Origin of the sequence: Chryseobacterium capnotolerans (genome assembly GCF_021278965.1) — a bacterium.
Classification (GTDB): domain Bacteria; phylum Bacteroidota; class Bacteroidia; order Flavobacteriales; family Weeksellaceae; genus Chryseobacterium; species Chryseobacterium capnotolerans.
Genome location: NZ_CP065589.1, coordinates 2,169,684 through 2,195,506 on the forward strand (window position 1 = coordinate 2,169,684; position 25,823 = coordinate 2,195,506).

The 25,823-nt window shown below is 36.1% G+C and carries 21 protein-coding genes; 12 read left to right on the forward strand and 9 right to left on the reverse strand.

The window, feature by feature from the left end; translation table 11 throughout:
• Nucleotides 1–118 precede the first annotated feature (118 nt).
• The 5 genes from purF to H5J24_RS10370 form a co-directional block, all read right to left on the reverse strand.
• Nucleotides 119–1,618 (reverse strand): amidophosphoribosyltransferase, encoded by a 1,500-nt coding sequence (gene purF / locus H5J24_RS10350; protein WP_068943251.1) that lies wholly within the window; start codon nt 1,616–1,618, stop codon nt 119–121.
• A 141-nt stretch (nt 1,619–1,759) separates the two neighbouring features.
• Nucleotides 1,760–2,482 (reverse strand): phosphoribosylaminoimidazolesuccinocarboxamide synthase, encoded by a 723-nt coding sequence (purC, locus tag H5J24_RS10355; protein WP_068943250.1) that lies wholly within the window; start codon nt 2,480–2,482, stop codon nt 1,760–1,762.
• A gap of 36 nt (nt 2,483–2,518) precedes the next feature.
• Nucleotides 2,519–3,214, reverse strand: coding sequence for a DUF3307 domain-containing protein (locus H5J24_RS10360; RefSeq protein ID WP_068943249.1), 696 nt, complete (start codon nt 3,212–3,214; stop codon nt 2,519–2,521).
• Nucleotides 3,215–3,216: 2 nt separating this feature from the next.
• Entirely contained in the window at nt 3,217–3,822 is a 606-nt protein-coding gene (locus H5J24_RS10365; RefSeq protein WP_068943248.1) for a SatD family protein, read from the reverse strand.
• A 416-nt stretch (nt 3,823–4,238) separates the two neighbouring features.
• A complete protein-coding gene (locus H5J24_RS10370) occupies nt 4,239–6,158 on the reverse strand; it encodes an endonuclease (RefSeq protein ID WP_068943247.1) in 1,920 nt (639 codons plus the stop codon).
• Between the two features lie 192 nt (nt 6,159–6,350).
• Between H5J24_RS10370 and H5J24_RS10375 the strand changes: the two genes are divergently transcribed.
• The 11 genes from H5J24_RS10375 (at nt 6,351) to H5J24_RS10420 (ending at nt 19,454) form a co-directional block, all read left to right on the forward strand.
• Complete coding sequence (locus H5J24_RS10375) at nt 6,351–7,490, forward strand: acyl-CoA dehydrogenase family protein (RefSeq protein ID WP_068943246.1); 1,140 nt, start codon at nt 6,351–6,353, stop codon at nt 7,488–7,490.
• Between the two features lie 17 nt (nt 7,491–7,507).
• Nucleotides 7,508–8,005: a DinB family protein gene (locus H5J24_RS10380; protein ID WP_068943245.1), complete on the forward strand. Its 498-nt coding sequence runs from the start codon at nt 7,508–7,510 to the stop codon at nt 8,003–8,005.
• A gap of 205 nt (nt 8,006–8,210) precedes the next feature.
• A complete protein-coding gene (locus tag H5J24_RS10385) occupies nt 8,211–11,144 on the forward strand; it encodes a reprolysin-like metallopeptidase (RefSeq protein ID WP_068943244.1) in 2,934 nt (977 codons plus the stop codon).
• Nucleotides 11,145–11,587: 443 nt separating this feature from the next.
• A complete protein-coding gene (locus H5J24_RS10390) occupies nt 11,588–13,570 on the forward strand; it encodes a reprolysin-like metallopeptidase (RefSeq protein WP_232816285.1) in 1,983 nt (660 codons plus the stop codon).
• Between the two features lie 176 nt (nt 13,571–13,746).
• A complete protein-coding gene (locus H5J24_RS10395; RefSeq protein ID WP_068943242.1) occupies nt 13,747–15,978 on the forward strand; it encodes a reprolysin-like metallopeptidase in 2,232 nt (743 codons plus the stop codon).
• Between the two features lie 442 nt (nt 15,979–16,420).
• Nucleotides 16,421–17,134 carry a glycohydrolase toxin TNT-related protein gene (locus H5J24_RS10400; RefSeq protein ID WP_068943241.1) on the forward strand — a complete coding sequence of 238 codons (714 nt, stop codon included), beginning with the start codon at nt 16,421–16,423 and terminating at the stop codon, nt 17,132–17,134.
• 11 nt (nt 17,135–17,145) lie between these two features.
• Nucleotides 17,146–17,565 carry a hypothetical protein gene (locus tag H5J24_RS10405; protein ID WP_068943240.1) on the forward strand — a complete coding sequence of 140 codons (420 nt, stop codon included), beginning with the start codon at nt 17,146–17,148 and terminating at the stop codon, nt 17,563–17,565.
• Nucleotides 17,566–17,812: 247 nt separating this feature from the next.
• Nucleotides 17,813–18,280, forward strand: coding sequence for a pyrophosphohydrolase domain-containing protein (locus H5J24_RS10410; RefSeq protein WP_068943239.1), 468 nt, complete (start codon nt 17,813–17,815; stop codon nt 18,278–18,280).
• A 3-nt stretch (nt 18,281–18,283) separates the two neighbouring features.
• On the forward strand, nt 18,284–18,724 hold the full coding sequence (locus tag H5J24_RS10415; protein WP_232816286.1) for a thioredoxin: 441 nt from the start codon (nt 18,284–18,286) through the stop codon (nt 18,722–18,724).
• Complete coding sequence (locus H5J24_RS25565; RefSeq protein ID WP_283250772.1) at nt 18,721–18,846, forward strand: hypothetical protein; 126 nt, start codon at nt 18,721–18,723, stop codon at nt 18,844–18,846. The genes H5J24_RS10415 and H5J24_RS25565 overlap by 4 nt, the downstream gene beginning before the upstream one ends.
• A 2-nt stretch (nt 18,847–18,848) precedes the next feature.
• Nucleotides 18,849–19,454, forward strand: a complete 606-nt coding sequence (locus H5J24_RS10420) for a DUF4230 domain-containing protein (RefSeq protein ID WP_068943237.1) — start codon at nt 18,849–18,851, stop codon at nt 19,452–19,454.
• A gap of 303 nt (nt 19,455–19,757) precedes the next feature.
• Here the strand turns inward: H5J24_RS10420 and leuB are convergent, their stop codons facing one another.
• The 4 genes from leuB to H5J24_RS10440 are packed head-to-tail and all read right to left on the reverse strand — an operon-like array spanning nt 19,758 to nt 24,064.
• The gene (leuB, locus tag H5J24_RS10425; RefSeq protein ID WP_068943236.1) at nt 19,758–20,882 is read right to left on the reverse strand and encodes a 3-isopropylmalate dehydrogenase; all 1,125 of its coding nucleotides are present in this window, start codon (nt 20,880–20,882) and stop codon (nt 19,758–19,760) included.
• Entirely contained in the window at nt 20,863–21,471 is a 609-nt protein-coding gene (gene leuD, locus H5J24_RS10430; RefSeq protein ID WP_068943235.1) for a 3-isopropylmalate dehydratase small subunit, read from the reverse strand. The genes leuB and leuD overlap by 20 nt, the downstream gene beginning before the upstream one ends.
• 9 nt (nt 21,472–21,480) lie before the next feature.
• The gene (gene leuC, locus H5J24_RS10435) at nt 21,481–22,869 is read right to left on the reverse strand and encodes a 3-isopropylmalate dehydratase large subunit (RefSeq protein WP_068943234.1); all 1,389 of its coding nucleotides are present in this window, start codon (nt 22,867–22,869) and stop codon (nt 21,481–21,483) included.
• A gap of 31 nt (nt 22,870–22,900) precedes the next feature.
• A complete protein-coding gene (locus H5J24_RS10440; protein ID WP_082811209.1) occupies nt 22,901–24,064 on the reverse strand; it encodes a 2-isopropylmalate synthase in 1,164 nt (387 codons plus the stop codon).
• Nucleotides 24,065–24,213: 149 nt separating this feature from the next.
• Between H5J24_RS10440 and H5J24_RS10445 the strand changes: the two genes are divergently transcribed.
• Nucleotides 24,214–25,758 (forward strand): hypothetical protein, encoded by a 1,545-nt coding sequence (locus H5J24_RS10445; RefSeq protein ID WP_068943233.1) that lies wholly within the window; start codon nt 24,214–24,216, stop codon nt 25,756–25,758.
• Nucleotides 25,759–25,823 lie beyond the last annotated feature (65 nt).

The window sequence follows — 25,823 nt, forward strand, 5'->3', positions numbered from 1 at the left end:
TATTAAGATTGTGCTACGTTTTATAATATTTTGAGATTCCTCGGTTCCTAGGGAATGACATTTATATCATAAAAAAACCAGGCAATAAATGCCTGGCTCTCTGTTTATGTAAGAAATATTAATTAAATAATTCTACTTCCTCTCCTTTTCCTACTGGATATTCTTCTGTAAAACATCCAAAGCAGTGATTGGAAGACCCTAAAATATCTTTCAGGTTGTCTATGCTTAAGAATTCTAAGGAATCTACTCCTAAATAGTTTTTAAGTTCCTCTGTAGTCATGTTTGCTGAAATCAGATCATCTTTTGAGGGAGTATCAATTCCCAGATAACATGGAGCGATAATTGGCGGAGAAACACTTCTGAAGTGAATTTCTTTTACGCCTGCATCTTTCAGAATTTTAACCAATCTTTTAGAGGTTGTTCCACGAACGATAGAATCATCAATGATTACTACCCTTTTGTCTTTCATTTCAGAAATAATCGGGTTAAGCTTCAGGTTTACTACCCTTTCTCTCATTTCCTGCGTAGGAACAATGAAACTTCTTCCGATGTATCTGTTTTTGATCAAAACAGGACGGAAAGGTATTCCGGATGCTTTTGAGAATCCAATAGCAGCAGGAACTCCGGAATCCGGAACTCCGATAACCAAGTCTGCTTCTACAGGAGCCTGATCCCAGATCTTTTCCCCGGATTTTTCTCTAATCTCATAAACATTAATGTTTTCTAAGGTAGAGTCAGGTCTTGCAAAATAGATGTATTCAAAAGAACAGATTCTCTGTTTTCCTTTGGCTTCATCCATCATATAAGAATGAAGTTTTCCAGGCTCATTTTCGTTAGTATAAATGATTTCTCCAGGAAGAATGTCACGTACATACTGAGCGCCTACCGCATCTAATGCTACAGATTCAGAAGCAACTACATAAGAATTTTCATTAATCGCTCCTAAAACCAATGGACGGATACCGTTGAAGTCTCTGAAAGCAAAGAATTTATTTCTTGTCATTCCTACAACGGAATATGCTCCTTCAATTTTCTCCATGGTTGCTTTAATGGCTCCACGAAGTCCAAGATCAAGGTTTTTCTGAATCAACCTTAAGATCACCTCAGAATCAGAAGTTGCTCTGAAAACCACGCCTTCAGCTTCTAATTCAGCTTTTAATTCTTTCGCATTGGTAAGGTTACCATTGTGTGCTATAGAAAGTATAATTTGGTCATATTCGTTTTTCGCGAAAAATGGCTGGAAGTTATATTTCTTTTTATCTCCTGCAGTGGTATAACGGGTATGCCCAATTGCAGAATTTCCCATAAAAGTTTCAGGTTCCTGAATGTCTTTATAAACGTCTAAAACCAGCCCCTCATCTTTCATGTTGGTGATTTTCCCGTCCTTTAAAACGGAAATACCACAAGCTTCCTGGCCTCTGTGCTGTAGTGCAAAAAGCCCGAATTGCGAAAGAGAAAATGTATCCAGATCTTCATCTGAATACAGTCCGAAGATTCCACATTCCTCATTAGGAGCATCCAATCTTTCCTCCTCCTGAGTTCTGAAAAGGTTTCTTCCGTAAACCTGGTTTTCAAACTGTTTTAAATATTCACTTTTATGAATGTCTAAACTTTTCATTTCTATTTTTTCTAATTGTAGATCTTAGAAGTCAGATTTCAGATCTCAGACTAAAAGCTAACTTCAAATTTTAATTTTGTTTTAACTAACAAAGTATTTTCAGCACCCACATCTGATATCTGAAATCTAGTATCTCAAATCTTATTTCTTTAAAAGATTTTTAAGACGGTTGTAAATTTCAACATATGCCTCAGTTACTTCTCCTAAGTCTCTTCTGAATCTGTCTTTGTCAAGCTTCTTCATGGTATCTTTATCCCAAAGTCTGCAAGTGTCAGGAGAAATTTCGTCTGCAAGAATGATTTCACCGTCTGAAGTTTTTCCTAATTCGATTTTGAAATCTACAAGGATGATATTGATTTTGTCAAACAGGTCGATAAGGATCTCGTTGATGTCTGAAGTTAATTCATACATTTCATCAAGCTCTTCGTAAGTTGCAGCTCCTAAGAAAACAGCGTGGTGATCATTGATAAGCGGATCTCCCAATTCGTCTTTTTTATAGCAGATATCGAAAATGGTTACCGGAGACTTAATTCCTTCTTCCACTCCTAATCTTTGTGCCATACTTCCTGCAGAGTAGTTTCTTACCACCATTTCCAAAGGAATGATTGATACTTTTCTTACCAACTGCTCTCTTTCGTCCAATTGTTTGATGAAATGAGTTTTGATCCCTTTTTCATTTAAATATTCAAAAATAAGAGTAGTGATGGCGTTGTTCATTTCCCCTTTCAGGTCAACCTGCCCTTTCTTTTGAGCATTAAATGCTGTAGCATCGTCTTTGAAACGTACTACTACTTCATCAGGATTATCGGTTGCAAATACTTGTTTTGCTTTCCCCTCGTACAACATTTCTTTCTTTTGACTCATAATTTTACTTTCTAAATTGTAGTTAGATTTATTGATTTATTTTATTATTATTCCTGTTAAGACAGCCAGTCCAAAACTTAGCAGTGTACCAATCAATACATATTCTGTAAGTTTTCTCTGTTTTGCCTGTGCAAGGTCGCTGAACCTGAAAACAGATTTGGCTGCTACCATGAAACCTACGCCTTCCCAGTGATTTACCATAATAAAGGTAAATACCAACAGACGTTCTAAAATTCCGATATATTTTCCGGCACTTGATAAAGACTCGGTTTGAATAGAGTTGGCACCATCCGGAGCTGGGGTCCATGATGATAAAGGAATTTTGATAAAAATAGAAGCTGGCGTTGTCAGGAACAAAGCGGCCATTAGTATTTTTAAAAATTCCTGATTCTGTAAAAATTCAAAATTAAATTCACCGAAATAAAAAGATACTCCTGCAATCACTAACACATGCAGCAGCTGATCAATGAAAAACCATCTTTTTTTCGTTTTTATAGTCTGGAAACTAAGCTTAGCAGCATCAATAATGAGATGGGTAATTCCCACTGCAACAGCTACCCACCAAAGTTGTAAATCCCAAAGAAAAACAAAACTTAAAACAGTGTGAATCAGAACATGAAAGTATAAATATTTACTTTTCAGTTTATAGTTCTCCTTATCAGCAACCCATGCATTTGGCTGAAGTATAAAATCTCCGAGTAGATGTGCCAATATGAGTTTGATAAAGATCATGCTTATAGTTCTGAGATTTTCTTTCTGAAATACTGATTGGTTTCCACGATGAGCTCATAGTTAGCTCGTTTCAGTCTCTGGCTGATAGAAGACTGTGAAATAGCAAATCTCTTAGCGAGATCTTCCTGGGTAATATCCTGGTTCATAATCATTTCGTGAATGATTTCAGAAGTGGCCATAGTCCAGTTATCAAAATCCTTAGACGACCATTTCAATAAGATATTAAGATCTCTGTCTACAGTATCATTGGACGTTTTAATAGCAACAGTGTGCCCGTCATTCTTTAGGTCATTCAGAAGCCGTCCGGAATTTACGTAAGCGGTACCATTGGATTCGGTGATCTTTTCAGAAGAAAAACTTTCTTCACCAATACCTATGGCCATTCTTACATCAAGATTCTCCTGGCTTTTAATAAGTGATTTTATGGCTAGAAAATGCCAGAAAACAGAGTCAATACTACACTTGAACTGAAATTCATCTCCCCTGTAGATTTCCCATGTGCCGGGAGCGCTTCCCCAGGTTTCGAGAAGATTTTTAAGTTTGGTAATCCAAACTTCAGTGTCTGCATGCTGTGAATTTATAATATCACCGGTAATGACCGCTATCATACTGCAAATATAAGCATAATTACTTATAAATAAAAAATATAAGCACAAACACTTATAGATATTGATTATTAGCAAATCTGCTTATATCGATTATATAGTAAACATAAGGTTTTGAGAGCTTTAGATGAAATGTAAAAATTGTAAAAAAGATTAAATAATATGAAAACGTTCATAATCCGTTGAATATTAACTCAACTTTTTATTATTTTTTTATTGGTGGAGCTGTTTCCTGCTATCCGCTCATACTCCTCGCTCCTATTTTTTCCACTGCTTGCTGTGGGGTTACCGCTGCTATCAGGGCTAATTAACCTTGCCAGAGTTTGAAACTCTGGCAAGGTTAGACTACGATCTCTAAAAAATAAAACCTAACAGGTTTTTGAAATCTGTTAGGTTGCGAATCATTAAAATAGTAATTATTATTTTTTAATAAACTGTTGAGTATGGTCATCCAGTCTTAAGATGTATGTTCCTGTAGGAATTCCCTGAACAGAAATATCTTTCTTGTTTCTGAACGGATCTTTCTCAGTATAAATTACTTTTCCTGAGAAATCAATGATTTGGGCTGTTTTTATCTTTTCAATTTCTCCATTTACAAAAAGGCGGTCATATACAGGATTGGGATATATTCCTAACTTTTTATCTTTTGATGCAATAAGTTCTGTAGTAGATAATGTTCCAAGATTCTGACAATAATTGGATGGATAAGAGTCCCATTCTCCGATAGTAAATGTACTATTAGGCTGGTTGATTATATTTTTCCTGTATAATGAAATATTACCATTATTGTTGAGTACGTATTTTGTACCAATTGCGTCTACAGTAATTGTTTTATTATAAGCCAGTTCTACATAATTCTCTCCTTTAAAAGTCATTGGATCTGATGCTGTTACAAATTTAGCCTGATCATTAGAATAGCAAGCTAAATTAGCTTTGGGATTCAGGATTACAAAAGTTTCATTATTCCCTATTTTTCCTTCCAGTTCGTAAGTATCTGCATTATAAATAGCACCTGTAGCATTATTCTTAAGCTGGATGTTAATTCTATAATTATTTAAATTGACTTCATGTCCCGTTTTATTAACGATTTCCAGAGCGTTATTCTTAATAGTATTTGCAGTATTATTGGTTCCTGATATATATTTTGTGATCATAAGGTCGGGAGCAAATGAATCTGAAGCAATAGTTGAGACTGTAACCGTATTACTGAATGGAGATTCCAGGTATCCTTTATCAAAAGCTTTCACTGTAAAAGTATAAGTTGTAGACGGACTTAAGTGATCTATGGTTATAGCAGTTCCTTTTGTAACAGCGACAGGTGTTTCAGAACCATTCATATAAATTCTGTACCCTAAAACATCTGTATCAGTAGAAGCGGTCCAGTTCAGATTAATAAAATAAGCATTCTGCTGTGTTGAAACCAGTGATCCCGGAGCTAAAGGAGCAATGCTATCTGGATTTTCAGACCAAATCATATCAATCCATTCCGGATGATCAATAAATGGGTTTCTGTTTTTCTGGATGGCATATATTGCATTATTTCTATCTATTTCTCTTTGTGAAACAGGATCCATTGCACTCCATTGCTTAAGCATAGCAACATAAGGGAGATCAATAGCCCTTTCTTCCGTCCCATCAAGCGGACATTGATCTGTAGCCGGTGTTATAGTTGCAGATGTACTATATGCTGTATTAAACGAACCTAATTTACCTTCATATCTTACAGCGAAATAAAGTAATGTTCTCGCAACATCCCCTTTAAACTCATCAATAGGTTCATACACCCTTCCTGTATAAGGATAATTAGGAATGGCAGCCTTTGAGATCTTCGAATTGTTAGTAAATGTATAATAATTAGTAGTACCTGCTACACCATAAGGATAATTATTTCTTCGCTGGTTAATATATGCATCTACAGGAACAATGAAATTCAGATCTGAATACATGGGATAATCACTAATATTAGAGCTTGTGCTAAATGTACTTTGAGGCATCATATGTTCTCTGTTATAGCCCATTCCTTCAGCTCCAGCACCAGCAATCATTTGATTAGACTTGTATTCATATGCATCAGTCCCCAAAGGAATTTCAGAATAGATATCCAAAAGATATTCTGTATTGGAAGCATCGTGATCATAATATTTATCAAGATCCGTTTGGTTATAAAGATTCGGAAGATCATCATAATGCCAGTTTATCATTTTCTCCGAAATAATATCATGTACCTTAGATTTCAGGGCATAGCCGCTTAATCCGGCGGTCCCGTTATAATATCCGGCAGGAGCCTGCGCGAAAATATAAGAAGAAATCAAAATAATAGGAAGTAGAATTTTTTTCATGCCTTAAAAATTGGGGGACTAAATTAGTAAAATAAAATACGTAAAAGATTGAATATTTTATTAAGAATACATTAATTCTCAAAACATAAAAAATTGGAAATTAAAATATTGACATGATATATATTATGGATGTGATAATTTTTTTTAGCATTCCGTCAATTTGGTTATCTTTGGGAACTAACTATTATCAATATGAATACAGAGACAATTGACAACATCAAAATGATAGCGGAGACAGCTAGAGAATTTGCAGAGAAGAATATCCGACCGAACATTATGGAGTGGGATGAAAGCCAGACTTTCCCAAAAGACTTATTCCACCAGCTGGGAGAAATGGGCTTTATGGGAATCGTAGTTCCTGAGCAGTACGGAGGTTCCGGTTTAGGCTATCACGAATATGTTACGATCCTGGATGAGATTTCTCAGGTAGACCCGTCTATTGGTCTTTCTGTAGCTGCGCACAACTCTCTTTGTACCAATCATATTTATGAGTTTGGAAATGAAGAACAAAGAAATAAATGGCTTCCTCAACTAGCTTCCGGAAAAGTAATCGGAGCCTGGGGACTAACAGAGCACAACACTGGTTCAGATTCAGGAGGTATGTCTACCACCGCTGTAAAAGATGGTGATGAATGGATCATCAGTGGGGCTAAAAACTTTATTACTCACGCAATTTCAGGAGATATTGCAGTAGTAATGACCAGAACAGGAGAAAAGGGAGCTAAAAATAACTCTACCGCTTTTGTTTTAGAAAAAGGAATGCCTGGTTTTACTTCAGGAAAAAAAGAAAATAAATTAGGAATGCGTGCTTCTGAAACCGCAGAATTAATTTTTGATAATGTACGTGTGCCGGATTCTCACCGTTTGGGAGAAGTAGGTGAAGGTTTCAAGCAGGCAATGAAAATTCTTGACGGAGGTAGAATTTCTATCGCTGCATTAAGTTTAGGAACTGCAAGAGGAGCTTATAAAGCTGCTTTAAAATATGCTAAAGAAAGACATCAGTTTGGAAAATCAATTTCTGAATTCCAGGCGATCAATTTTATGTTAGCTGATATGGCTACAGAAATTGATGCTGCAGAGCTTCTAATTCAGAGAGCGGCAACATTAAAAAATGCTAAGCAGAAGATGACCAAAGAGGGAGCAATGGCAAAATTATATGCTTCTGAAGCTTGTGTAAGAATTGCTAACAACGCAGTTCAGATCTTCGGAGGTTATGGGTACACAAAGGACTTCCCTGCTGAAAAATTCTACAGAGATTCTAAGCTTTGTACTATTGGAGAAGGAACTTCTGAAATCCAGAGACTGGTGATCGGAAGAGATATTACAAAATAATTTTAACCCTCATACAAATGATTAAACAGGCCCTTTTAGGTGAGTTTCTGCATGAAGCGGAAAACACCAGAAAAATTTTAAAAGCAATCCCTGACAGTGCTTTAGACTGGAAACCATCTGAAAAAAACTGGACTACCGGTCAGCTGGCCTCTCATATTGCGGAAGTTTATAACTGGTACAACCCTACTTTTAATCAGGATGTCTTTGACATGGGCCAGTATCAGTACGATAAAGGTGACATTTCCAAAGCCGAAAATATTGTAGCGAAATTTGAAGAAAATGTAGCTAATGCACAGAAAGTTCTGGAAAATTCTGATGAAAGCACTTATTTCAATGAATGGAAGATGGAAATGAACGGAAACGCTATTTTTCCTGCTTCTCCAAGAATTCAGGTAGTAAGAGGTTTTCTTTATAATCATTTGTACCATCACAGAGGCGAATTGGTTGTGTATTTAAGATCAACCGGGAACAAAGTTCCAGGGCTTTATGGTCCTACTGCTGATGATGTAAGATAACTTTAACATTATTTTAATTGATAATGAATGACATGCATAAATTATGCATGTCATTTTTTCATTTTGAGACATTATCATTTTAAGGATATTCAATGTATTACATAATACGTTAAATGGATGCTCTAAAATTTTCTTAAAAATTTTTGTTTTTCGTAATATATTTTTTATTAATTTCGATTTACCATAATAAAAACAAATATTTAATATGAAAAGACAATTAACCCTGCTTGGGATGCTTCTAATTACAGGAGCTTCCTTCGCACAGACTGACCGTCTTTGGTCTCAAGAGTTCTCAAGAACATCTTCACCAACCTTTGAAAACAAAACAGGAATCCGGAATCCAAAATTATTCAGCTTGAATATCGAAGGATTAAAGAATGCTCTGGCAAAGACTCCAAAGAGATTGGCAGCTGGCGAAAAATCCGAAACCATTATTTCCTTTCCAAATTCTGATGGCAGAATGGAAAATTTCAAAGTAAGAGAAAACTCCAACTTTACCCCTGAATTAGCAGCAAAGTATCCTGACATCAAATCCTATGTGGGCCAGGGACTTGAAGATCCAAATTCAACAGTGTATTTCAGTGTTTCCCCATTAGGATTATCATCTATGGAAATTTATGGTGATAAATCAGCAGTGTTCATAGAACCTTATTCTAAAGATCTTTCTACGTATGTTGTTTACAAAAAATCTGACAAAAATGATGATCTTAGTAAATTTGAATGTACTGTAATAGATGTCGCTAAAAAAGGAGTATCTAATGCCAATATTGCAGCAAGACCAAATGCTGACGATGCTAAACTGAGAACATTCAGACTGGCATTATCATGTACTGGAGAGTATACAGCTTATTTTGGCGGCACAAAAGCCCAGGCATTAGCAGCAATGAATAGTACAATGACCCGTGTGAACGGTGTTTTTGAAAAGGATTTTGCTGCAAGAATGGTTCTTATCGCCAATAATGATGCTGTAATTTATACCAATGCTTCTACAGACCCTTACTCTGCGGCATCAGGAATGAGCAGCTGGAATTCTCAACTCCAAAGTACATTGACTTCTGTTATTGGAGAAGCTAATTACGATATCGGACACTTGTTTGGTGCTTCCGGAGGCGGAGGAAACGCGGGATGCATCGGATGTATCTGTACCAACGGTTCAAAAGGAAGCGGTTATACTTCCCCCGCAGATGCAATTCCATCAGGAGATAATTTTGACATCGATTATGTAGCGCATGAAATGGGACATCAATTTGGAGGAAATCATACTTTTTCCCATGGAAATGAAGGCACAGGCGTGAATATGGAGCCAGGCTCAGGATCAACCATCATGGGATATGCCGGAATTACAAGCCAGGACGTCCAGCCTCATTCCGATTCATTTTTCCATGCGGTAAGTATCCAGCAAATTACCAATAATATTAAAGCTAAAACCTGTTCAGTAAATACCAGCACCGGAAACTCTATCCCAACAGCCAACGCAGGTTCAGACTATACCATTCCAAAAGGAACGCCATTTGTACTGACAGGAAGCGGAACTGATGCAGACGGAGATTCATTAACTTATATCTGGGAACAGATGGATAATGCGTCCTCATCTCAAACAGGAGCCAGCTCTGCAGCCAGTGCAACAAAAGCTTCAGGGCCTACTTTCAGATCATGGACTCCAACTACCGTTCCTACAAGATATTTCCCAAGAATGGCCTCTATTTTAGCAGGTTCAACAACGACTGCAGGCACCGATATTACAGTAGAAGCCCTTTCTTCAGTAGCCAGAACATTAAACTTCAGATTTACCGTTCGTGACAATAAGGCCGGAGGTTCAGGGAATAATTCAGACGATGCCGTAATTACAGTAAACAGCACTGCAGGACCTTTCGCCGTTACTTCTCAGAATTCTGCAACTACTTACACAGGTGGAAGTTCACAAACCGTTACCTGGGATGTAGCAGGAACTACCGCAAATGGTGTAAACACAGCGAATGTAGATATTCTATGGTCCACAGATAATGGAAATACCTGGACTACTCTATTATCTGCAACTCCTAATGATGGCTCACAGGCTGTAACAATTCCTAATGTTTCGACTACTACAGGAAGACTTATGGTAAAAGGATCTAATCATATTTTCTTTGATGTAAATAATGCTAATATTTCTGTAAATGCAGGATCCGGAACACCTGACACGATTGCTCCTACGGCACCTACCCTTGCTGCATCAGGAACTACTTCTACAAGCACAAATCTTTCCTGGTCAGGTGCTACAGACAATGTGGGAGTTACTGGTTACGATGTATATCAAGGAGCTTCATTAATTGGCTCTACAGCTTCTACTACTCTTACCGTAACTAGTTTAACTCCTTCCACTACTTACAGCTTCTCTGTAAAAGCAAAAGATGCTGCAGGTAATGCGTCATCTTCAAGTAATACCGTAAACGTTACAACACTTGCAGGTGGAGGACCTGTTACTTACTGCTCAGCTTCAGCATCCAATACCGCTGACGAAAGAATTGGTAATGTAAAATTCGGAACTATTAATAATACTTCAACAGGAACGGCAGGATATGAAAACTTTACGTCTATTTCTACTAATGTAACAAGAGGAACAGCTTATACTCTTTCTATTACTCCGGTATGGACTTCTACGAAGTATAGTGAAGCTTATGCTGTTTATATTGATTATAACGGAGATGGTGACTTTACGGACAGTGGCGAATTGGCATGGTCAAAAGCCGGCTCTACGACAAGTCCGGTTACAGGATCGATTACTATCCCTTCAACAGCAGCTCTAGGTTCTACAAGAATGAGAGTGATGATGAAATACAGCTCAATTCCTACTTCATCTTGTGAAGCTTATACGTATGGACAGGTTGAAGATTATACTTTAAACATTGTTTCTTCAGGAAGAGGAGAACTTTCTAATACGAAGGATCTGATTACAGATATTAAATTATACCCTAACCCGGTAAAAGATATTCTGTATATCTCCAATACAACTTCTGAAGATTACAAAATCTTCGATATGGGCGGAAAAATGATTGACTCAGGAAAACTTCAGAGAGGATCTGTAAATGTAAGCAACCTGATTAAAGGAGCCTATATGTTGCAGATAGGAGAAATAAGTAAAAGATTCATTAAAAATTAATAATCTTAATATTAAACCATTGAAAAAACCACTCTTCATAGAGTGGTTTTATTTTTTTAGTTACTTTTATTTAATTATTTTCAATATTTTATTTAATTCATTGCGAATATTATTTTAAAATTTATAAATTAATGTATTTTTCATATTATATTTTTTATTAGCTTTGGCATTACACAAATAAAAAATATTTCTTACATGAAAAAACAATTATTAATGATGAGTATGCTTGCAATATCAGGCATCTCTTTCGCACAGACAGATCGTTTATGGACTTCACAGTCTAAAAAGAATTATCAGAAGTTGTTGAGAATAAGTCAAACATTGAAAACCCCAGACTTTATCATCTTGATATTGATGGATTAAGGAGTACCTTATCAAGAGCTCCTAAAAGATTAGCTGAGAAATCAGGAGTTGTCATTTCTTTTCCTAACTCAACGGGGAAAATGGAAAATTTCAGAGTTACAGAGAATTCCAATTTCGATCCCGAATTAGCCGCTAAATATCCTGATATTAAATCCTATGTTGGACAAGGACTGGAAGATCAGTCTTCAACGGTTTATTTCAGCATTTCCTCTTTGGGATTATCTTCTATGGAAATTTATGGTGATAAATCGGCAATTTTTATTGAACCTTACACTAAAGATTTGTCTACTTATATTGTCTATAAGAAATCTGATAGAAAAGATAATTTAGATAAATTTGAATGCAAAGTGCTTGACGTAGCAGAAAAAGGCAGTTCTACTCTAGCAGCTAAAAATGCTAACGATTCCACATTGAGAACATTCAGATTAGCACTTTCCTGTACTGGAGAATACACCTCTTATTTCGGAGGAACCAAAGCCCAGGCTTTAGCAGCTATGAACAATACCATGACGCGTGTCAATGGTGTTTTTGAAAATGATTTTTCCGCTAGAATGGTGCTTATTCCTAATAATGATGCTGTTATTTATACCAATGCATCTACAGACCCTTATTCACCATCATCAAGCAAAGATAATTGGAGTTATGAGCTAATGCAGACATTGGATACAACTATCGGTAATGCAAATTTTGATATAGGCCATGTATTTGGAAGAGACGGTGGAGGTGGTTATGCAGGATGTATTGGATGTATTTGCAGCAATGATATGTCATATACTACACAATCTGGTATAAAATACCCTAACGATTATAAAGGTAGCGGTTATACTTCCCCTGCCGATGGAGTTCCCTCGGGAGATACTTTTGATATAGATTATGTAGCTCATGAAATGGGACACCAATTTGGAGGGAATCACACTTGGTCTAATGCAACACAGTCAGGTTTGAAGCCGGTTGAACCAGGTTCCGGATCTACGATTATGGGGTATGCAGGAATTACAAACTATGATGTTCAGAGAAATTCAGATCCTTTTTTCCATGCGATTAGCATAGAACAGATCACTAATAATATTAAAGCTAAAACCTGCTCTGTAAATACCCCTACAGGAAACTCAATTCCTACAGCGAATGCCGGGCTAGATTATACCATTCCTAAAAGTACTCCTTTTATGTTAACAGGATCTGGAACCGATGCTAATGGTGACTCATTAACCTATATCTGGGAACAAATGGATCAGGGAACATCTTCTCAGACAGGAGCCAATTCAGCGGCTACTGCGACTAAAACAGCAGGACCTACTTTCAGATCATGGACACCAACAGCTTCTCCAATACGATATTTCCCTAGAATGGCATCCATATTGGCAGGAGCTACCACTACTGCTGGTTTAGAGATTAATGTAGAGGCTTTATCCTCAGTTGCAAGAGCCTTAAATTTCAGATTTACCGTTCGTGATAACAGACCTGGTGGTGCTGGAAATAGTTCTGATGATGCAAAGATTACTGTTAGCTCTGCTGCAGGACCTTTCACAATCACCACACAGAATAGTGCCGTATCTTATGCAGGAGGAAGCTCACAAACCGTAAAATGGAATGTTGCAGGAACTACAGCAAATGGTATAAACGCAGCCAATGTAGATATCCTTTGGTCAACAGACAATGGAAATACCTGGACAACTTTATTAGCAGGAACCCCTAATGACGGATCACAAGCTGTCATCATTCCTAATACGTCCACTTCTTCTGGAAGAATTATGGTAAAAGGAACCAACCATATTTTCTTTGATGTAAATAATGCTAATATCTCAGTAACATCTTCTGTTGCAAAATCTACATCAGAAATAGCACCGACAGCCGTGAAAGAGATCAACCTATCTCCTAACCCAGTAAAAGACATTCTGACTGTTTCAAATGCCAATTCGGAACAATATAGAATTTACGATATGTCTGGAAAACTAGTCCATGAAGGATCACTTCAGAGAGGAACGGTAAACGTAAGCAAACTAGTGAATGGAACTTATTTAATCCAAATTGGAGAAACCTCTAAAAGATTTATTAAAAACTAATTACTATAATAATTTAAGCGATGTGAAACTGTCCATTTAATGGGCAGTTTTTTTATTTATTCTTACTCAGTAAGTTGGATGTTTTTATTGATTATTATTTTTAATTATTCTAAAAAAGAATAATTTTTAAGAATATTTTTATTATTTTTGAATTATTCAAAAAAATTCACGGCAACATGAAGAAACAATTATTAATGATGGGGATGCTGGTGTTATCTGGCGTTTCTTTTGCGCAAACCGATCGCTTATGGACAAAAAAAAATAAGGAAAGAACTTCCTCTGTTTTTGAAAATATGAAAAATATTAATGATCCAAGAATTTTTCATCTGGATATTAATGGTTTGAAAAATGCATTAACAAGAACTCCTAAAAGGGCAACAGAAAAATCCTCTGTTATTATTTCCCTTCCCAATTCATCTGGGAAAATGGAACGTTTCAGCGTAACGGAAAATTCAAATTTTGATCCTGAACTGGCTGTTAAATATCCTGATATTAAATCTTATATCGGCCAGGGTTTAGAAGATAAAACAACAACCGTTTATTTCAGTATTTCTCCTTTGGGATTATCTTCTATGGAAATCTATGGGGATAAATCAGCTGTCTTTATTGAACCTTATACCAAAGACCTTTCTACCTATGCTGTTTATAAGCGTTCTGACAGAAAGAATGATCTGAATAATTTTGAATGCAAAGTACTGGAATCCGCTCAAAAAGGAACTTCTAACGCAACAGCTGCCAAAAACGCTGATGATGCTGTCCTCAGAACATACAGGCTTGCATTGTCTTGTACCGGGGAATATGCCAATTATTTCGGGGGTACCAAAGCTGATGCATTAGCAGCCATGAATAATACACTGACCCGGGTAAATGGTATTTTTGAAAATGATTTTGCGGCAAGAATGGTCCTGATTCCTAATAACGACTCCATCATTTATACTGATGCCAATACCGATCCTTTTTCACCCTCCAATAAAATGAACAAATGGAATCTTGAGCTTATGAATACTTTAAGTTCCACTATTGGTAATGCCAATTTTGATATAGGTCATTTATTTGGCGCTACCGGAGGTGGTGGTAATGCTGGCTGTATTGGCTGTATTTGCAGTGATGATATGTCTACTTATACATATCAGGGAACTGTTTATCCTGAGAACTATAAAGGAAGCGGCTTCACCTCTCCTTCTAATGGCATTCCTTCTGGCGATACTTTTGACATTGACTTTGTAGCTCATGAAATGGGACATCAGTTTGGAGGAAACCATACGTTTTCATATACTACACAAGTTGGGCTACAGCCTGTAGAACCCGGTTCCGGATCTACCATTATGGGGTATGCAGGAATTACGCCTTATAACGTACAAAGAAATTCAAATGCATTCTTTCATGCCCGAAGTATTGAACAAATAACCAATACCATTAAAGCAACAACCTGTTCTGTAAATACCCCTACAGGAAATAGAATTCCTACAGCTAATGCTGGGGCAGATTATACAATTCCTAAAAGCACACCATTTGTACTTACAGGCTCTGGGACAGATGCAGATGGAGATTCGCTTACCTACATCTGGGAACAAATGGATATAGGAACCCCCTCCCAAACAGGAAGTAATTCTGTAGCTACCCCTACAAAAACCGCAGGACCTACATTCAGATCATGGGTACCTACAGCTTCACCGGTAAGATATTTTCCTCAAATGGAAAGTATTCTAAAAGGAGATACAGAAACCCTCGGAGATGAAATAAGAGTTGAAGCACTATCTTCTGTTTCAAGAGATCTGAATTTCAGATTTACTGTAAGGGATAATAGATTAGGAGGAGCTGGAAATAATTCTGATGACGTTAAAATCACAGTTAATGCTTTTGCAGGCCCATTCGTGATTACCTCTCAAAATAATACGGTAACTTATCCTGGGGGAAGTTTACAAACAGTAACCTGGGATGTAGCAGGAACAACTGCCAATGATATTAATGCTGCCAATGTGGATATTCTCTGGTCTGCAGATGGTGGAGAAACCTGGACTGCCTTATTGGCAGGAACCCCTAATGATGGTTCAGAGACTGTTGTAATTCCTAATACAGCCACTCGTTCAGGAAGAATTATGGTGAAGGGAACCAATCATATCTTCTTTGATGTAAACAATACGAATATCTCGGTAACTACCAATGAATTGTCTACAGCGGAAACTCAATTGAAAGACGCTATAGAAATTAAGCTGTATCCAAACCCGGTGAAGGATCTCTTAACCCTTTCCAATACAAGTTCAGAAAGATATAAAATCTATGATCTATCTGGGAAACTGATCATGGAAGGTGCTCTTCAGAACGGAACAGTGAACGTAAACAGCCTGATAAAAGGAAATTATGTCATTCAGATTGAGAAATTCTCAAAGATGTTCATTAAAAAGTAAAACAACATCCAAACATATATAGAAAAGACTGCTTACGAGTGGTCTTTTTTATTTGAACCTCATATTCGTTTTCATTATTTTTTCATTTAAATCACTAATAACCATTGAATTATTTTCAGTAATAATGTTTTATTAAAAATAATTTTACATATAATTATATTTTTAGCTAATTTTATCACTCAATACTATTCTTTTATTGTACTGTTATCCGTTTGTATTTAAGGGAGGCTTTCAATAGCTTTTCTTGTGATGGATCCCTCTGTTCTTTTGTTCCATTTCCTTCATATGAGAAGACAAAGGCCATTATATTTAAAATCAAATATTTTTTGATAAAGAAACACGCCTGCAGGTATAAAAGATAACCTATTCTATATAAGCATTGTCATTGGTCTGAATCCCTGATAATACCGATTTAAATTTTACATAATTTAAAATTTTTTATATGAAACATTTATTTAAGTATTTCTTTTTTCTAGCCATTGTATCTTTTTCTGTGGCTTGTAGTTCTGATGACACAGAAGAAGTTGTGATCAAGCCAAGTCCGGTAAAAATTGTATTTTTCAAAAGCGCTGATGACTTTGCCACCACTTATGATCCGGAGAACAAAGTAAGTCAAACCATCAGAGTACAGGCATTTGATTTGTACAAACAAGGAAACTGGAAAGAGCTTGAAAAACTATTCCAGGCAAATGAACTTAATGGCGGCTGGCCACCAGCAAATGGCGGATACAATATTATAGACGATGTTGCCATACAAGCCGGACAAAAATATGACAGATACAGCGGTGCTGTGGGAAGTTATAACGGTACCGGAAATCCAACACTGGGTGGAAACTTCACCAGTCCTATTATTAACGGGTATGTGTATACTTTCGCTGAAAGAGCATTAAATCAGCCGGAAAACAAATACGATTTCTATTACCAGATTGATGTTCTGAATGCATTACCTTTTAAATCTCAAACAGCAGATATCATTCCTTGGTTTAATCAAGTTGGAAACGGAAAACAGACCATGTGGAAAATTCCTATCGATATTAATACCGGATTTCCGAAAACTTGGAATAAATTAGCAGAAGAAGGGTATATAAAAATTACTATTAAAAAAAGTCCAAGTGGGAAATACCCTAGTCTGGAAGGAACCGTTATTCAGAACTAAAACATATTCAGATGTATTCAATATCAAAAAAGATAAAGATTGGTAAAAAAGCTTTGATTCAAAAAGAAAGATTCATCAATGACGAAGCTATTCCTGCTGCGGTTACCCAGTTTAGCTGCTGTGAATGCGGCCAGGAAAACACAGTTACGATTTCTCCCTATCAATCGGGGTTTCCAATCTTTCAAATCTATAATGAAGATAAAGTATTATCAAAATCTGAGTTATTAAAGAATCAAATGACTACCGAGACTTCTCAGAGAATGCAATATTACGGAGAACTCACTGTAAACGATTTGCCTACCTTATACTTCGGAACCAATTGTACTTCCTGTAACACATCCTATATTTGTATATTCAGTTATGGAGAAAAACAGCCAAGTTTAGAAATATTAAATATCTCCGGAATATGGGAATATCAGGAAGTTGAGTAATTGAATATCATCAGCATATTTTAAAACCAAACCACAATTCATCGTTGTGGTTTTTGTATTATTATTTTTAACCATAGATTAATATGGATGATGACGCTTCAAAATCCTTTATGGACTATTTTTTTAAAACAAAAAACTGTTAAACCTTTATTCATGTGTGGTTAAAAAAATTAATGATTCTTATTTTACCTCCTACATTTCACAATTAGCAAATCGTTTTCTATCTTTGTCATAAATAAAAAAATTCATGGATAAAATTGATAGTTTGAACCAAGTAGCAGAATTCCATACTACTTTCAAAGCCCCTATTCTAGACACCCCACAAATTCCTTCTGCAGAAAGATGCAATCTTAGAGTAGAACTTCTACAGGAAGAACTTAATGAATTGAAACAAGCCATAGCTGACAACAATATTGTAGAAATTGCAGATGCTCTTTGTGATTTACAGTATGTTTTAAGTGGTGCTGTACTTGAATTCGGACTTGGCAGTAAATTTGTAGAGCTATTCAACGAAGTTCAACGTTCCAACATGTCAAAGGCGTGTGATAATGAAGAACAGGCTAATGAAACCGTTGAGTTCTACAAAGAAAAAGACGTAGAATCTTTTTATGAGAAATCTGGTGAAAAGTTCAATGTGTATAGAAAGGCAGATCATAAAGTATTAAAAAACAAATACTACTCTCCTGCTGATCTAAAATCAATTATTGAAAAATAAAATATGAAAAAATTTATTACCAATATTGTTGCCGCTTCAAGTTTATTTTTAGCTACTCAACAGCTTAGTGCTCAGAAAGTAGTGGTTAACCGCGAAGTGACTACTGAAAAAGATGGCAAAATGCTTCTTGGACATCAGTTGAAAGAACAGTTTTTAAAAGCTCCTTATGCTGATTGGTATGTAAAGGAACATGACGAATATGCTCTGGATCAAAAAGCGATTAGTGAACTGAAAAAGAAAAAAATAGGAACATATGATATTGTTGTTTTCTTAGGAACCTGGTGTGAAGACAGTCACAGAGATTTTCCAAGACTCACAAAGATATTGGAAGCAACAGGTTATCCGGAAGGAAAAATGACGATTATTGCCGTTAACCGTAAAAAAGAATCTCCCAGTGGAGATGAAACCCTTTTAATATCCAAAAAGTTCCTACCATTATTGTGAAACAATATGGAAAAGAACTGGGCCGAATTGTAGAAATGCCTACCAGCGGATATATTGAAAGAGATTTAGCTGAAATTCTGAAAAAGAATGACTCATCTGTAATTAAAGAAATTTTTAAATAGATTTGAGAAATTATAAAACAATTTTATCGTTTGTAGCCGGTGCCGGTGCTATGGTTCTTCTGTTTTTTGGACTTAAATCCTGTCTGAATCTTGGTGGAAAAACGGAAAAATCAGAATATTATATTCTGACAAACCAAATTTCCAAAATGAATAAGATGGTGGTGATAGAACAAAACAGTTCCTCCATGCAGAAAACCAAAATGGGGTATGAATTCATGGGAAAAGAAGTTTCAAGTAACAGTATCATTACTTTTACGAAAACCAATGCCCAGGTTTCTTATGACCTGAATAAAATGAAGATTGAAGTAGACTCTATTAATAAAAAGCTGGTTATCACGGAACTTCCTGATGCAGACATCAAGATTACGCCCAGTGTTGAAATCCAGTCTATGGATGATTCGTTTTTTAATAGAATTTCTGAAAAGGATATAAAAAACGTAACAACAAAGGCTAAAGAAACTGCGATTAAATCTATTGATCAAAACCAGTTGAGAAGTGAAGGGCGCAAGCAATTAATGGAAAACCTTGACAATATTTTTGTTTTGGCAAAGGCTTTGAATTATACTATAGAAGATAAGACCGGAAAGATCGGCATTCTTGGACTCTAAAAATAATTCAGCAATGGACTCAAAAGGAAATAACAAAAAAAGGAATCTGCCAATACAGCAGAAACTAAAAAGCAAAATCAGGATTTCCAGAATATTCCTGCTTCATCGAAAAAGTTAATCCTCCTGACATTGATAAAGAAGATATTCAAAAATCTTCCAAAAATAAATCAGGAAAAACGGATAATACAAAAGAGTAAATAAACCATTAAAGGTTTAAAAATTTCATAAAATAAAATCGAAAGGTTCGGTCTCTTTGAGACCGAACCTTTCTTCTAACTATCTATCTAAGTGAACTAAAAATACTTATACAATGGTTGATTTTCCGATTTTTACATTCTCGAAATTATAATATGACTTCTCAGAATATTTAATATGATCTGCAATAAAGCTTCCTACCTCGCTGGTTGAATAATATTGTTTTGTATTAAGATCTATTGTTACATATTTGTTTTCAATAGCGTGTTCTACAGACTGTCTCAGCTTACTGGCAGCAGGCTGTAACCCAAGATGATCAAGCATCATTGCCACACTTAAAATGGAAGCTATAGGATTAGCAATTCCCTTTCCTTTTGCCTGGGGATATGAACCATGAATAGGCTCAAACAATGCATTATTCTCTCCTATTGATGCTGAAGGAAGTAATCCGATAGATCCACCGATTACACTGGCTTCATCAGAAATAATATCTCCGAACATATTTTCCGTTACAATCACATCAAACTGTTTTGGATTAAGGATCAGCTGCATCGCTGCATTATCCACAAACATATAATCCAGTTGTACATCCGGATATTCAGAAGCAATTTCCTGGCAGATTTTTCTCCATAGTCTGGAGGTATCCAGTACGTTTGCCTTATCAATAAGTGTTAATTTTTTATTTCTTTTCTGTGCTTCCTGGAATGCCATGTGAGCAATTGGGAGAATATCTTCTCTGCTGTATTTGCATATATCATAGGCATAAGCTCCTTCAGGATCTGTAAATTTCTCACCAAAATAGATACCGCTTACCAATTCTCTGAAAATCTGGATATCCGCACCTTCAATGATTTCTCTTTTAAGCGGGCTCTTTTCAATAAGTGATGCATACGTTTTTAAAGGGCGAATGTTGGCAAATAACCCTAATTCCTTACGAAGTTTCAATAATCCCTGTTCAGGTCTTACTTTGGCCTCAGGATTATTATCAAATGCAGGATCACCTATTGCTCCGAAAAGCACGGCGTCCGATTCTTTACAAATCTTTAATGTTTCTTCAGGCAGCGGATCTCCTGTTTTAAAAATAGCTTCAGCACCTATCAATCCGTAATCAAATTGAAATTTGTACTCAAAAACTTCCGCAATTACATCCAAAATTTTGATGCTTTCACTGATAATTTCCGGTCCTATCCCATCTCCGGGAAGAACCGCGATTTTAAAATAATTGTTGTTCATTTTTTGTCTGTGTTTTTAGTTCAAATTCTGTGATCGCCTGTTTTTTGCTGATTAAAAAATCAATATCATCATAGCCGTTCAGAAGGCATATTTTTTTATAAGAATCCAATTCAAATGTTTCGGTGGTATCTTTAAAACTAATAGATTGCAGTTCTACATCAATGGCAATTTCATTGTCTGGGTTTTCATTCATTCCTTCTAAAATCTCCTTTAAGAATTCTTCAGAAACCTTTACCGGAAGAAGACCATTATTTAAAGCATTCCCTTTAAAAATATCAGCAAAATAGCTGGAAACAATTACCTTGAAACCATAATCGGTTAATGCCCAGGCAGCATGCTCACGGCTGCTACCACATCCGAAATTATTTCCTGCCACTAAGATTTCACCAGTGAATTTAGGATTATTCAATACAAAATCAGGATTAGGTTCATGAGTGTGAATATTAAATCTCCAGTCTCTGAACAGGTTTTCTCCAAATCCTTTTCTGTCTATACTTTTTAAAAATCTTGCTGGAATAATCTGATCCGTATCTATATTTTCTGCAGGCAATGGGACTGCAGTGGATTTTATGATAACTAATTTTTGCATGTGTTGTTTTTAATTTAAACTTTCAAAAGCAGAAATTCTGCCTTCTATTGCTGCTTTTGCTGCTGTAAGAGGGCTCGCCAGAATAGTTCTTGCTCCCTGTCCCTGTCTTCCTTCAAAATTTCTGTTCGAAGTAGAAACGCAATATTCTCCTTCAGGAATTTTATCATCATTCATCGCCAAACAAGCCGAACATCCAGGCTGACGAATCTGAAACCCTGCATCATTAAAGATTTTATCCAGTCCCTCTTCGTAGATCTGCTTTACCACCTGCTGAGAGCCAGGTACAATCAATGCTTTCACAGCCTCAGATTTACTTTTTCCTTTAATATACTGGGCCGCCGAACGGAAATCTTCAATTCGCGCATTCGTGCAGCTTCCTATAAACACATAATTAATTGTAATGCTGGATGGATTCTGCCCTGCTTCCAGTCCCATATACTGTAAAGCTTTTGCCTCAGATTCATTTTGAGGAGCAGGAATGGTTTCGCGAATAGAAATTCCCATACCAGGATTGGTTCCATAGGTAATCATTGGATAAATATCTGCTGCATCGAAGAATAATTCTTTATCAAAAGCGGCTCCTTCATCCGTTTTCAAAGTATTCCAGTACGCTAGCTTTTCTTCCCATTCTTCTCCTGCCGGAGCAAATTTCCTTCCTTTTACGTATTCAAAAGTGGTTTCATCAGGAGCAATCATTCCTCCTCTGGCTCCCATTTCAATACTCATATTACAAACCGTCATTCTTCCTTCCATTGACATTTCTTCAAAAATATTTCCGGCATACTCACAGAAATACCCTGTTCCACCATCGGTTCCTATTTTTGAAATAATATAAAGGATAACATCTTTAGCCTGAACATTTTCGTTAAGCTTACCATTCACCGTAATTCTCATCGATTTAGGTTTGTTAAGCAGCAGACACTGGCTGGCAAAAACCTGAGCTACCTGACTGGTTCCAATTCCAAAGGCAATACTTCCAAATGCTCCATGTGTTGAAGTATGACTGTCTCCGCATACAATACTCATTCCTGGCTGTGTAATCCCAAGTTCAGGAGCAATAATGTGTACAATTCCCTGATATTGATGTCCTAATCCAAATAATTCAATATTATTTTTCTCACAATTTTCAGTCAGCTGCTGAACCTGATTTCTTGATAATTCATCGCGGATTGGTTCTTCCTGATGAAGGGTTGGAACATTATGATCAGCAGTCGCTACGATCTGTTCCGGTCTGAAGATTTCCAGATTTCTGGATTCAAGTTCTGCAAATGCCTGCGGGCTGGTTACTTCATGGATCAGATGCTTATCAATATAGATGATTTGCGGTCCGTCAGGAACCGTATCTACGACGTGAGCATCCCAAACTTTATCAAAAAGTGTCTTTTTATCGTTGTTCATTTTTACTTTTATCTTTGAATTAAATCAAACCCTATCCTATTTTTCTGCTGCAGGTCTCCATGATTAAAGCCAGGTCATCATTGCCTATTTCTTTTTTAAGATCTGCTATTTTCAAGAATTCCTGATACAAATAATCCAATTCTTCTTTGGTTACATCATGTCCAATATGCTTGAACCGGTAAGCCAATGCTGAACGTCCGCTTCTGGCTGTAAGAATGATGGAAGATGCATTTACACCCACTTCAGCAGGATCAATGATCTCATAGGTTTCTCTGTTTTTGATGACCCCATCCTGATGAATTCCTGAGCTGTGAGCAAAAGCATTAGCTCCTACAATTGCTTTATTCGGCTGTACTGCCATTCCCATCAGATCAGAAACCATAGTACTCATTTCGTTGAGCATTATTGAATTCACGTTGGTATGCAGGTTCAAATGTTTATGCTGCTTCAGAATCATGACGACTTCTTCCAGCGCTGTATTCCCTGCTCTTTCTCCCAATCCGTTGATGGTACATTCAATTTGTCGGGCTCCGTTGATGGCACCGGAAATGGAATTGGCTGTAGCTAAACCTAAATCATTATGACAATGACATGATAAAACTGCTTTTTCAATTCCTTTTACGTTTTCTTTCAGGTATTTAATTTTCTGTCCGTATTCTTCCGGCAAACAATATCCTGTAGTATCAGGAATATTCAGCACAGTAGCACCTGCTTTAATGACGGCTTCACATACCTGTGCCAGATAAGCATTGTCTGTTCTTCCTGCATCTTCAGCATAAAACTCTACATCTTCTACATAGTTTTTAGCGTATCTCACGGCTTCTGCAGCACGTTCTATAATATTTTCCCTTGTTGAGTTGAATTTATATTTGATATGTGAATCAGAAGTTCCGATTCCCGTATGTATTCTTGGTTTCTTTGCAAACTTTAATGCTTCTGCAGCGGTATCAATGTCCTTTTTATTAGCCCTTGTCAATCCGCATACCTTTGCATTTCTTACGAGTTTTGAAATTTCAGAAACAGATTCAAAATCTCCCGGGCTGGAAATTGGAAATCCTGCTTCAATGATATCAACTCCCAGTTCATCAAGCTTTTCAGCAATAATCAGTTTCTGTCTTGTATTCAATTTACATCCAGGAACCTGTTCTCCATCGCGCAACGTGGTATCAAAAATTTCAATTTTTTCGGAGTTCATAAATAAAAGTTTTTTACTTAATTTTGATCCAAAACTACAGCTTGTTACATTTTTTCATTTTCAATTTCTTAGAAAATTACAATATTCAACAGTTGAAGAAATAAACACATGTTGCTGGTATACAATTGTTTAAAATTTAAAAAATTACAATGGCAGAATTGCAGAAAGATTTTTTGTTTGTATTGGTAAAGTCATTGACGACTTCAGAAAAGCGACAGTTTAAATTGTATGTTAACCGTCTCGGAATTAATGTAGATGCTAAATTTTTACTCCTTTTTTCTGAAATGGATAAAATGAAAGAATATGATGAAAGCGTCATTATTGAAAAGAAAATATCTACCAAGCAGCAGCTCTCCAATCTTAAGGCACACCTTTACAAACAAATTCTGGTAAGCTTACGAATGAACCCAAGTCATCAGAACTACAGAATCCAGCTTAGAGAGCAATTGGATTTTGCCAATATTTTGTACCAAAAAGGGCTTTATAAACAAGCTTTAAAAATACTGGATAAAACTAAACAGTCTGCGTTGGAACTGGATGAAAAAAGCATTGCTTCCGAAATCATTGACCTGGAAAAAGTAATTGAATCTCAATTCATTACCCGAAGTATTGCGGGGCGTGCAGAAGAATTGATCAGACAATCACAAGAATTAAGCAAACAAAACCGATATACAACAAAATTATCCAATCTTTCTCTGAAATTATACAGTGAAATGCTGACTCACGGGTATGTAAAAAATGATGCTGACCGTGAGGAAGTTTTGGATATTTTCTATGCAGAAATTAAAAATATTAAATTCGATAAGCTAAATTTCACTGAAAAACTGTGGTATTTTAAAGCCCATGTATGGAAAAATCAGTTGTTACAAGATTATAAATATACCTTGAAATATGCCTATCAATGGGTAGACTTATTCCATAAGAATCCGGAGATGATTTTCAGTCATCCGGTTTGGTATATTAAAGGAAACACATACCTGCTGAAAATTCTTTTCCTATACGGGAACATTGATATTCTGGAAGAAAATTTCGAAGAGTTTAATACACGGGTGAATGCCGAAAACTTTGCTCAGAATGAGAATCTTCAGTCACTTATTTTCCTTACTCATTACAATACACTGATGAATATTCATTTTGTAAAAGGGGAATTTTTTACAGGGACAAAGCTTATTCCGGAAATTGAATTGAAAATGGAAAAGCTTAGAGAAAGAATTGATGAACACCATTTTATGATTCTTTATCTTAAAATGGCAGCTATGTTTTTTGGAAGTAAGATGTACAAAAAAGCCATCGAATACTCTATGAGAGTTATAGAATCAAAGGGTAATGTACAGGAAGATTTATTATTTCATACTCGGATTTTGATTTTAATGTCCAAGTATGAATCCGGGAATGATGAAGACTATGATGAATTCATTGCTTCTACGCTAAAGTTTGCTAAAAAGATGAAAAAACCTGAAGAGTTTCATTTTGAAAGTATTCAGTTTTTTAAGAATCTTAATAATCAGGTTTTGGATCAGAGACAGAAAGCATTTGAAAGCTTTGATAAAAAGCTGGAAGCGTATTCCAATAACGAATACTACAGACGATCCTTATTCTATATTGATATTCACGGATGGATTAAATCTAAAGTCCAGAATGTGGATGTGATTGAGATCATCAAGCAGAAAGTAAAATATAAAAGGAAGTATTAAATAAAATAACATAAAAACCTATTTTACAACACATTATAGCATTTTATTTCATGTAGAATAATACA

Coding starts and splice junctions, on each gene's coding strand:
- purF (WP_068943251.1), bottom strand. CDS start 1,618: ATGAAAAGTTTAGACATTCATAAAAGTGAATATTTAAAACAGTTTGAA.
- purC (WP_068943250.1), bottom strand. CDS start 2,482: ATGAGTCAAAAGAAAGAAATGTTGTACGAGGGGAAAGCAAAACAAGTA.
- H5J24_RS10360 (WP_068943249.1), bottom strand. CDS start 3,214: ATGATCTTTATCAAACTCATATTGGCACATCTACTCGGAGATTTTATA.
- H5J24_RS10365 (WP_068943248.1), bottom strand. CDS start 3,822: ATGATAGCGGTCATTACCGGTGATATTATAAATTCACAGCATGCAGAC.
- H5J24_RS10370 (WP_068943247.1), bottom strand. CDS start 6,158: ATGAAAAAAATTCTACTTCCTATTATTTTGATTTCTTCTTATATTTTC.
- H5J24_RS10375 (WP_068943246.1), top strand. CDS start 6,351: ATGAATACAGAGACAATTGACAACATCAAAATGATAGCGGAGACAGCT.
- H5J24_RS10380 (WP_068943245.1), top strand. CDS start 7,508: ATGATTAAACAGGCCCTTTTAGGTGAGTTTCTGCATGAAGCGGAAAAC.
- H5J24_RS10385 (WP_068943244.1), top strand. CDS start 8,211: ATGAAAAGACAATTAACCCTGCTTGGGATGCTTCTAATTACAGGAGCT.
- H5J24_RS10390 (WP_232816285.1), top strand. CDS start 11,588: ATGGAAAATTTCAGAGTTACAGAGAATTCCAATTTCGATCCCGAATTA.
- H5J24_RS10395 (WP_068943242.1), top strand. CDS start 13,747: ATGAAGAAACAATTATTAATGATGGGGATGCTGGTGTTATCTGGCGTT.
- H5J24_RS10400 (WP_068943241.1), top strand. CDS start 16,421: ATGAAACATTTATTTAAGTATTTCTTTTTTCTAGCCATTGTATCTTTT.
- H5J24_RS10405 (WP_068943240.1), top strand. CDS start 17,146: ATGTATTCAATATCAAAAAAGATAAAGATTGGTAAAAAAGCTTTGATT.
- H5J24_RS10410 (WP_068943239.1), top strand. CDS start 17,813: ATGGATAAAATTGATAGTTTGAACCAAGTAGCAGAATTCCATACTACT.
- H5J24_RS10415 (WP_232816286.1), top strand. CDS start 18,284: ATGAAAAAATTTATTACCAATATTGTTGCCGCTTCAAGTTTATTTTTA.
- leuB (WP_068943236.1), bottom strand. CDS start 20,882: ATGAACAACAATTATTTTAAAATCGCGGTTCTTCCCGGAGATGGGATA.
- leuD (WP_068943235.1), bottom strand. CDS start 21,471: ATGCAAAAATTAGTTATCATAAAATCCACTGCAGTCCCATTGCCTGCA.
- leuC (WP_068943234.1), bottom strand. CDS start 22,869: ATGAACAACGATAAAAAGACACTTTTTGATAAAGTTTGGGATGCTCAC.
- H5J24_RS10440 (WP_082811209.1), bottom strand. CDS start 24,064: ATGAACTCCGAAAAAATTGAAATTTTTGATACCACGTTGCGCGATGGA.
- H5J24_RS10445 (WP_068943233.1), top strand. CDS start 24,214: ATGGCAGAATTGCAGAAAGATTTTTTGTTTGTATTGGTAAAGTCATTG.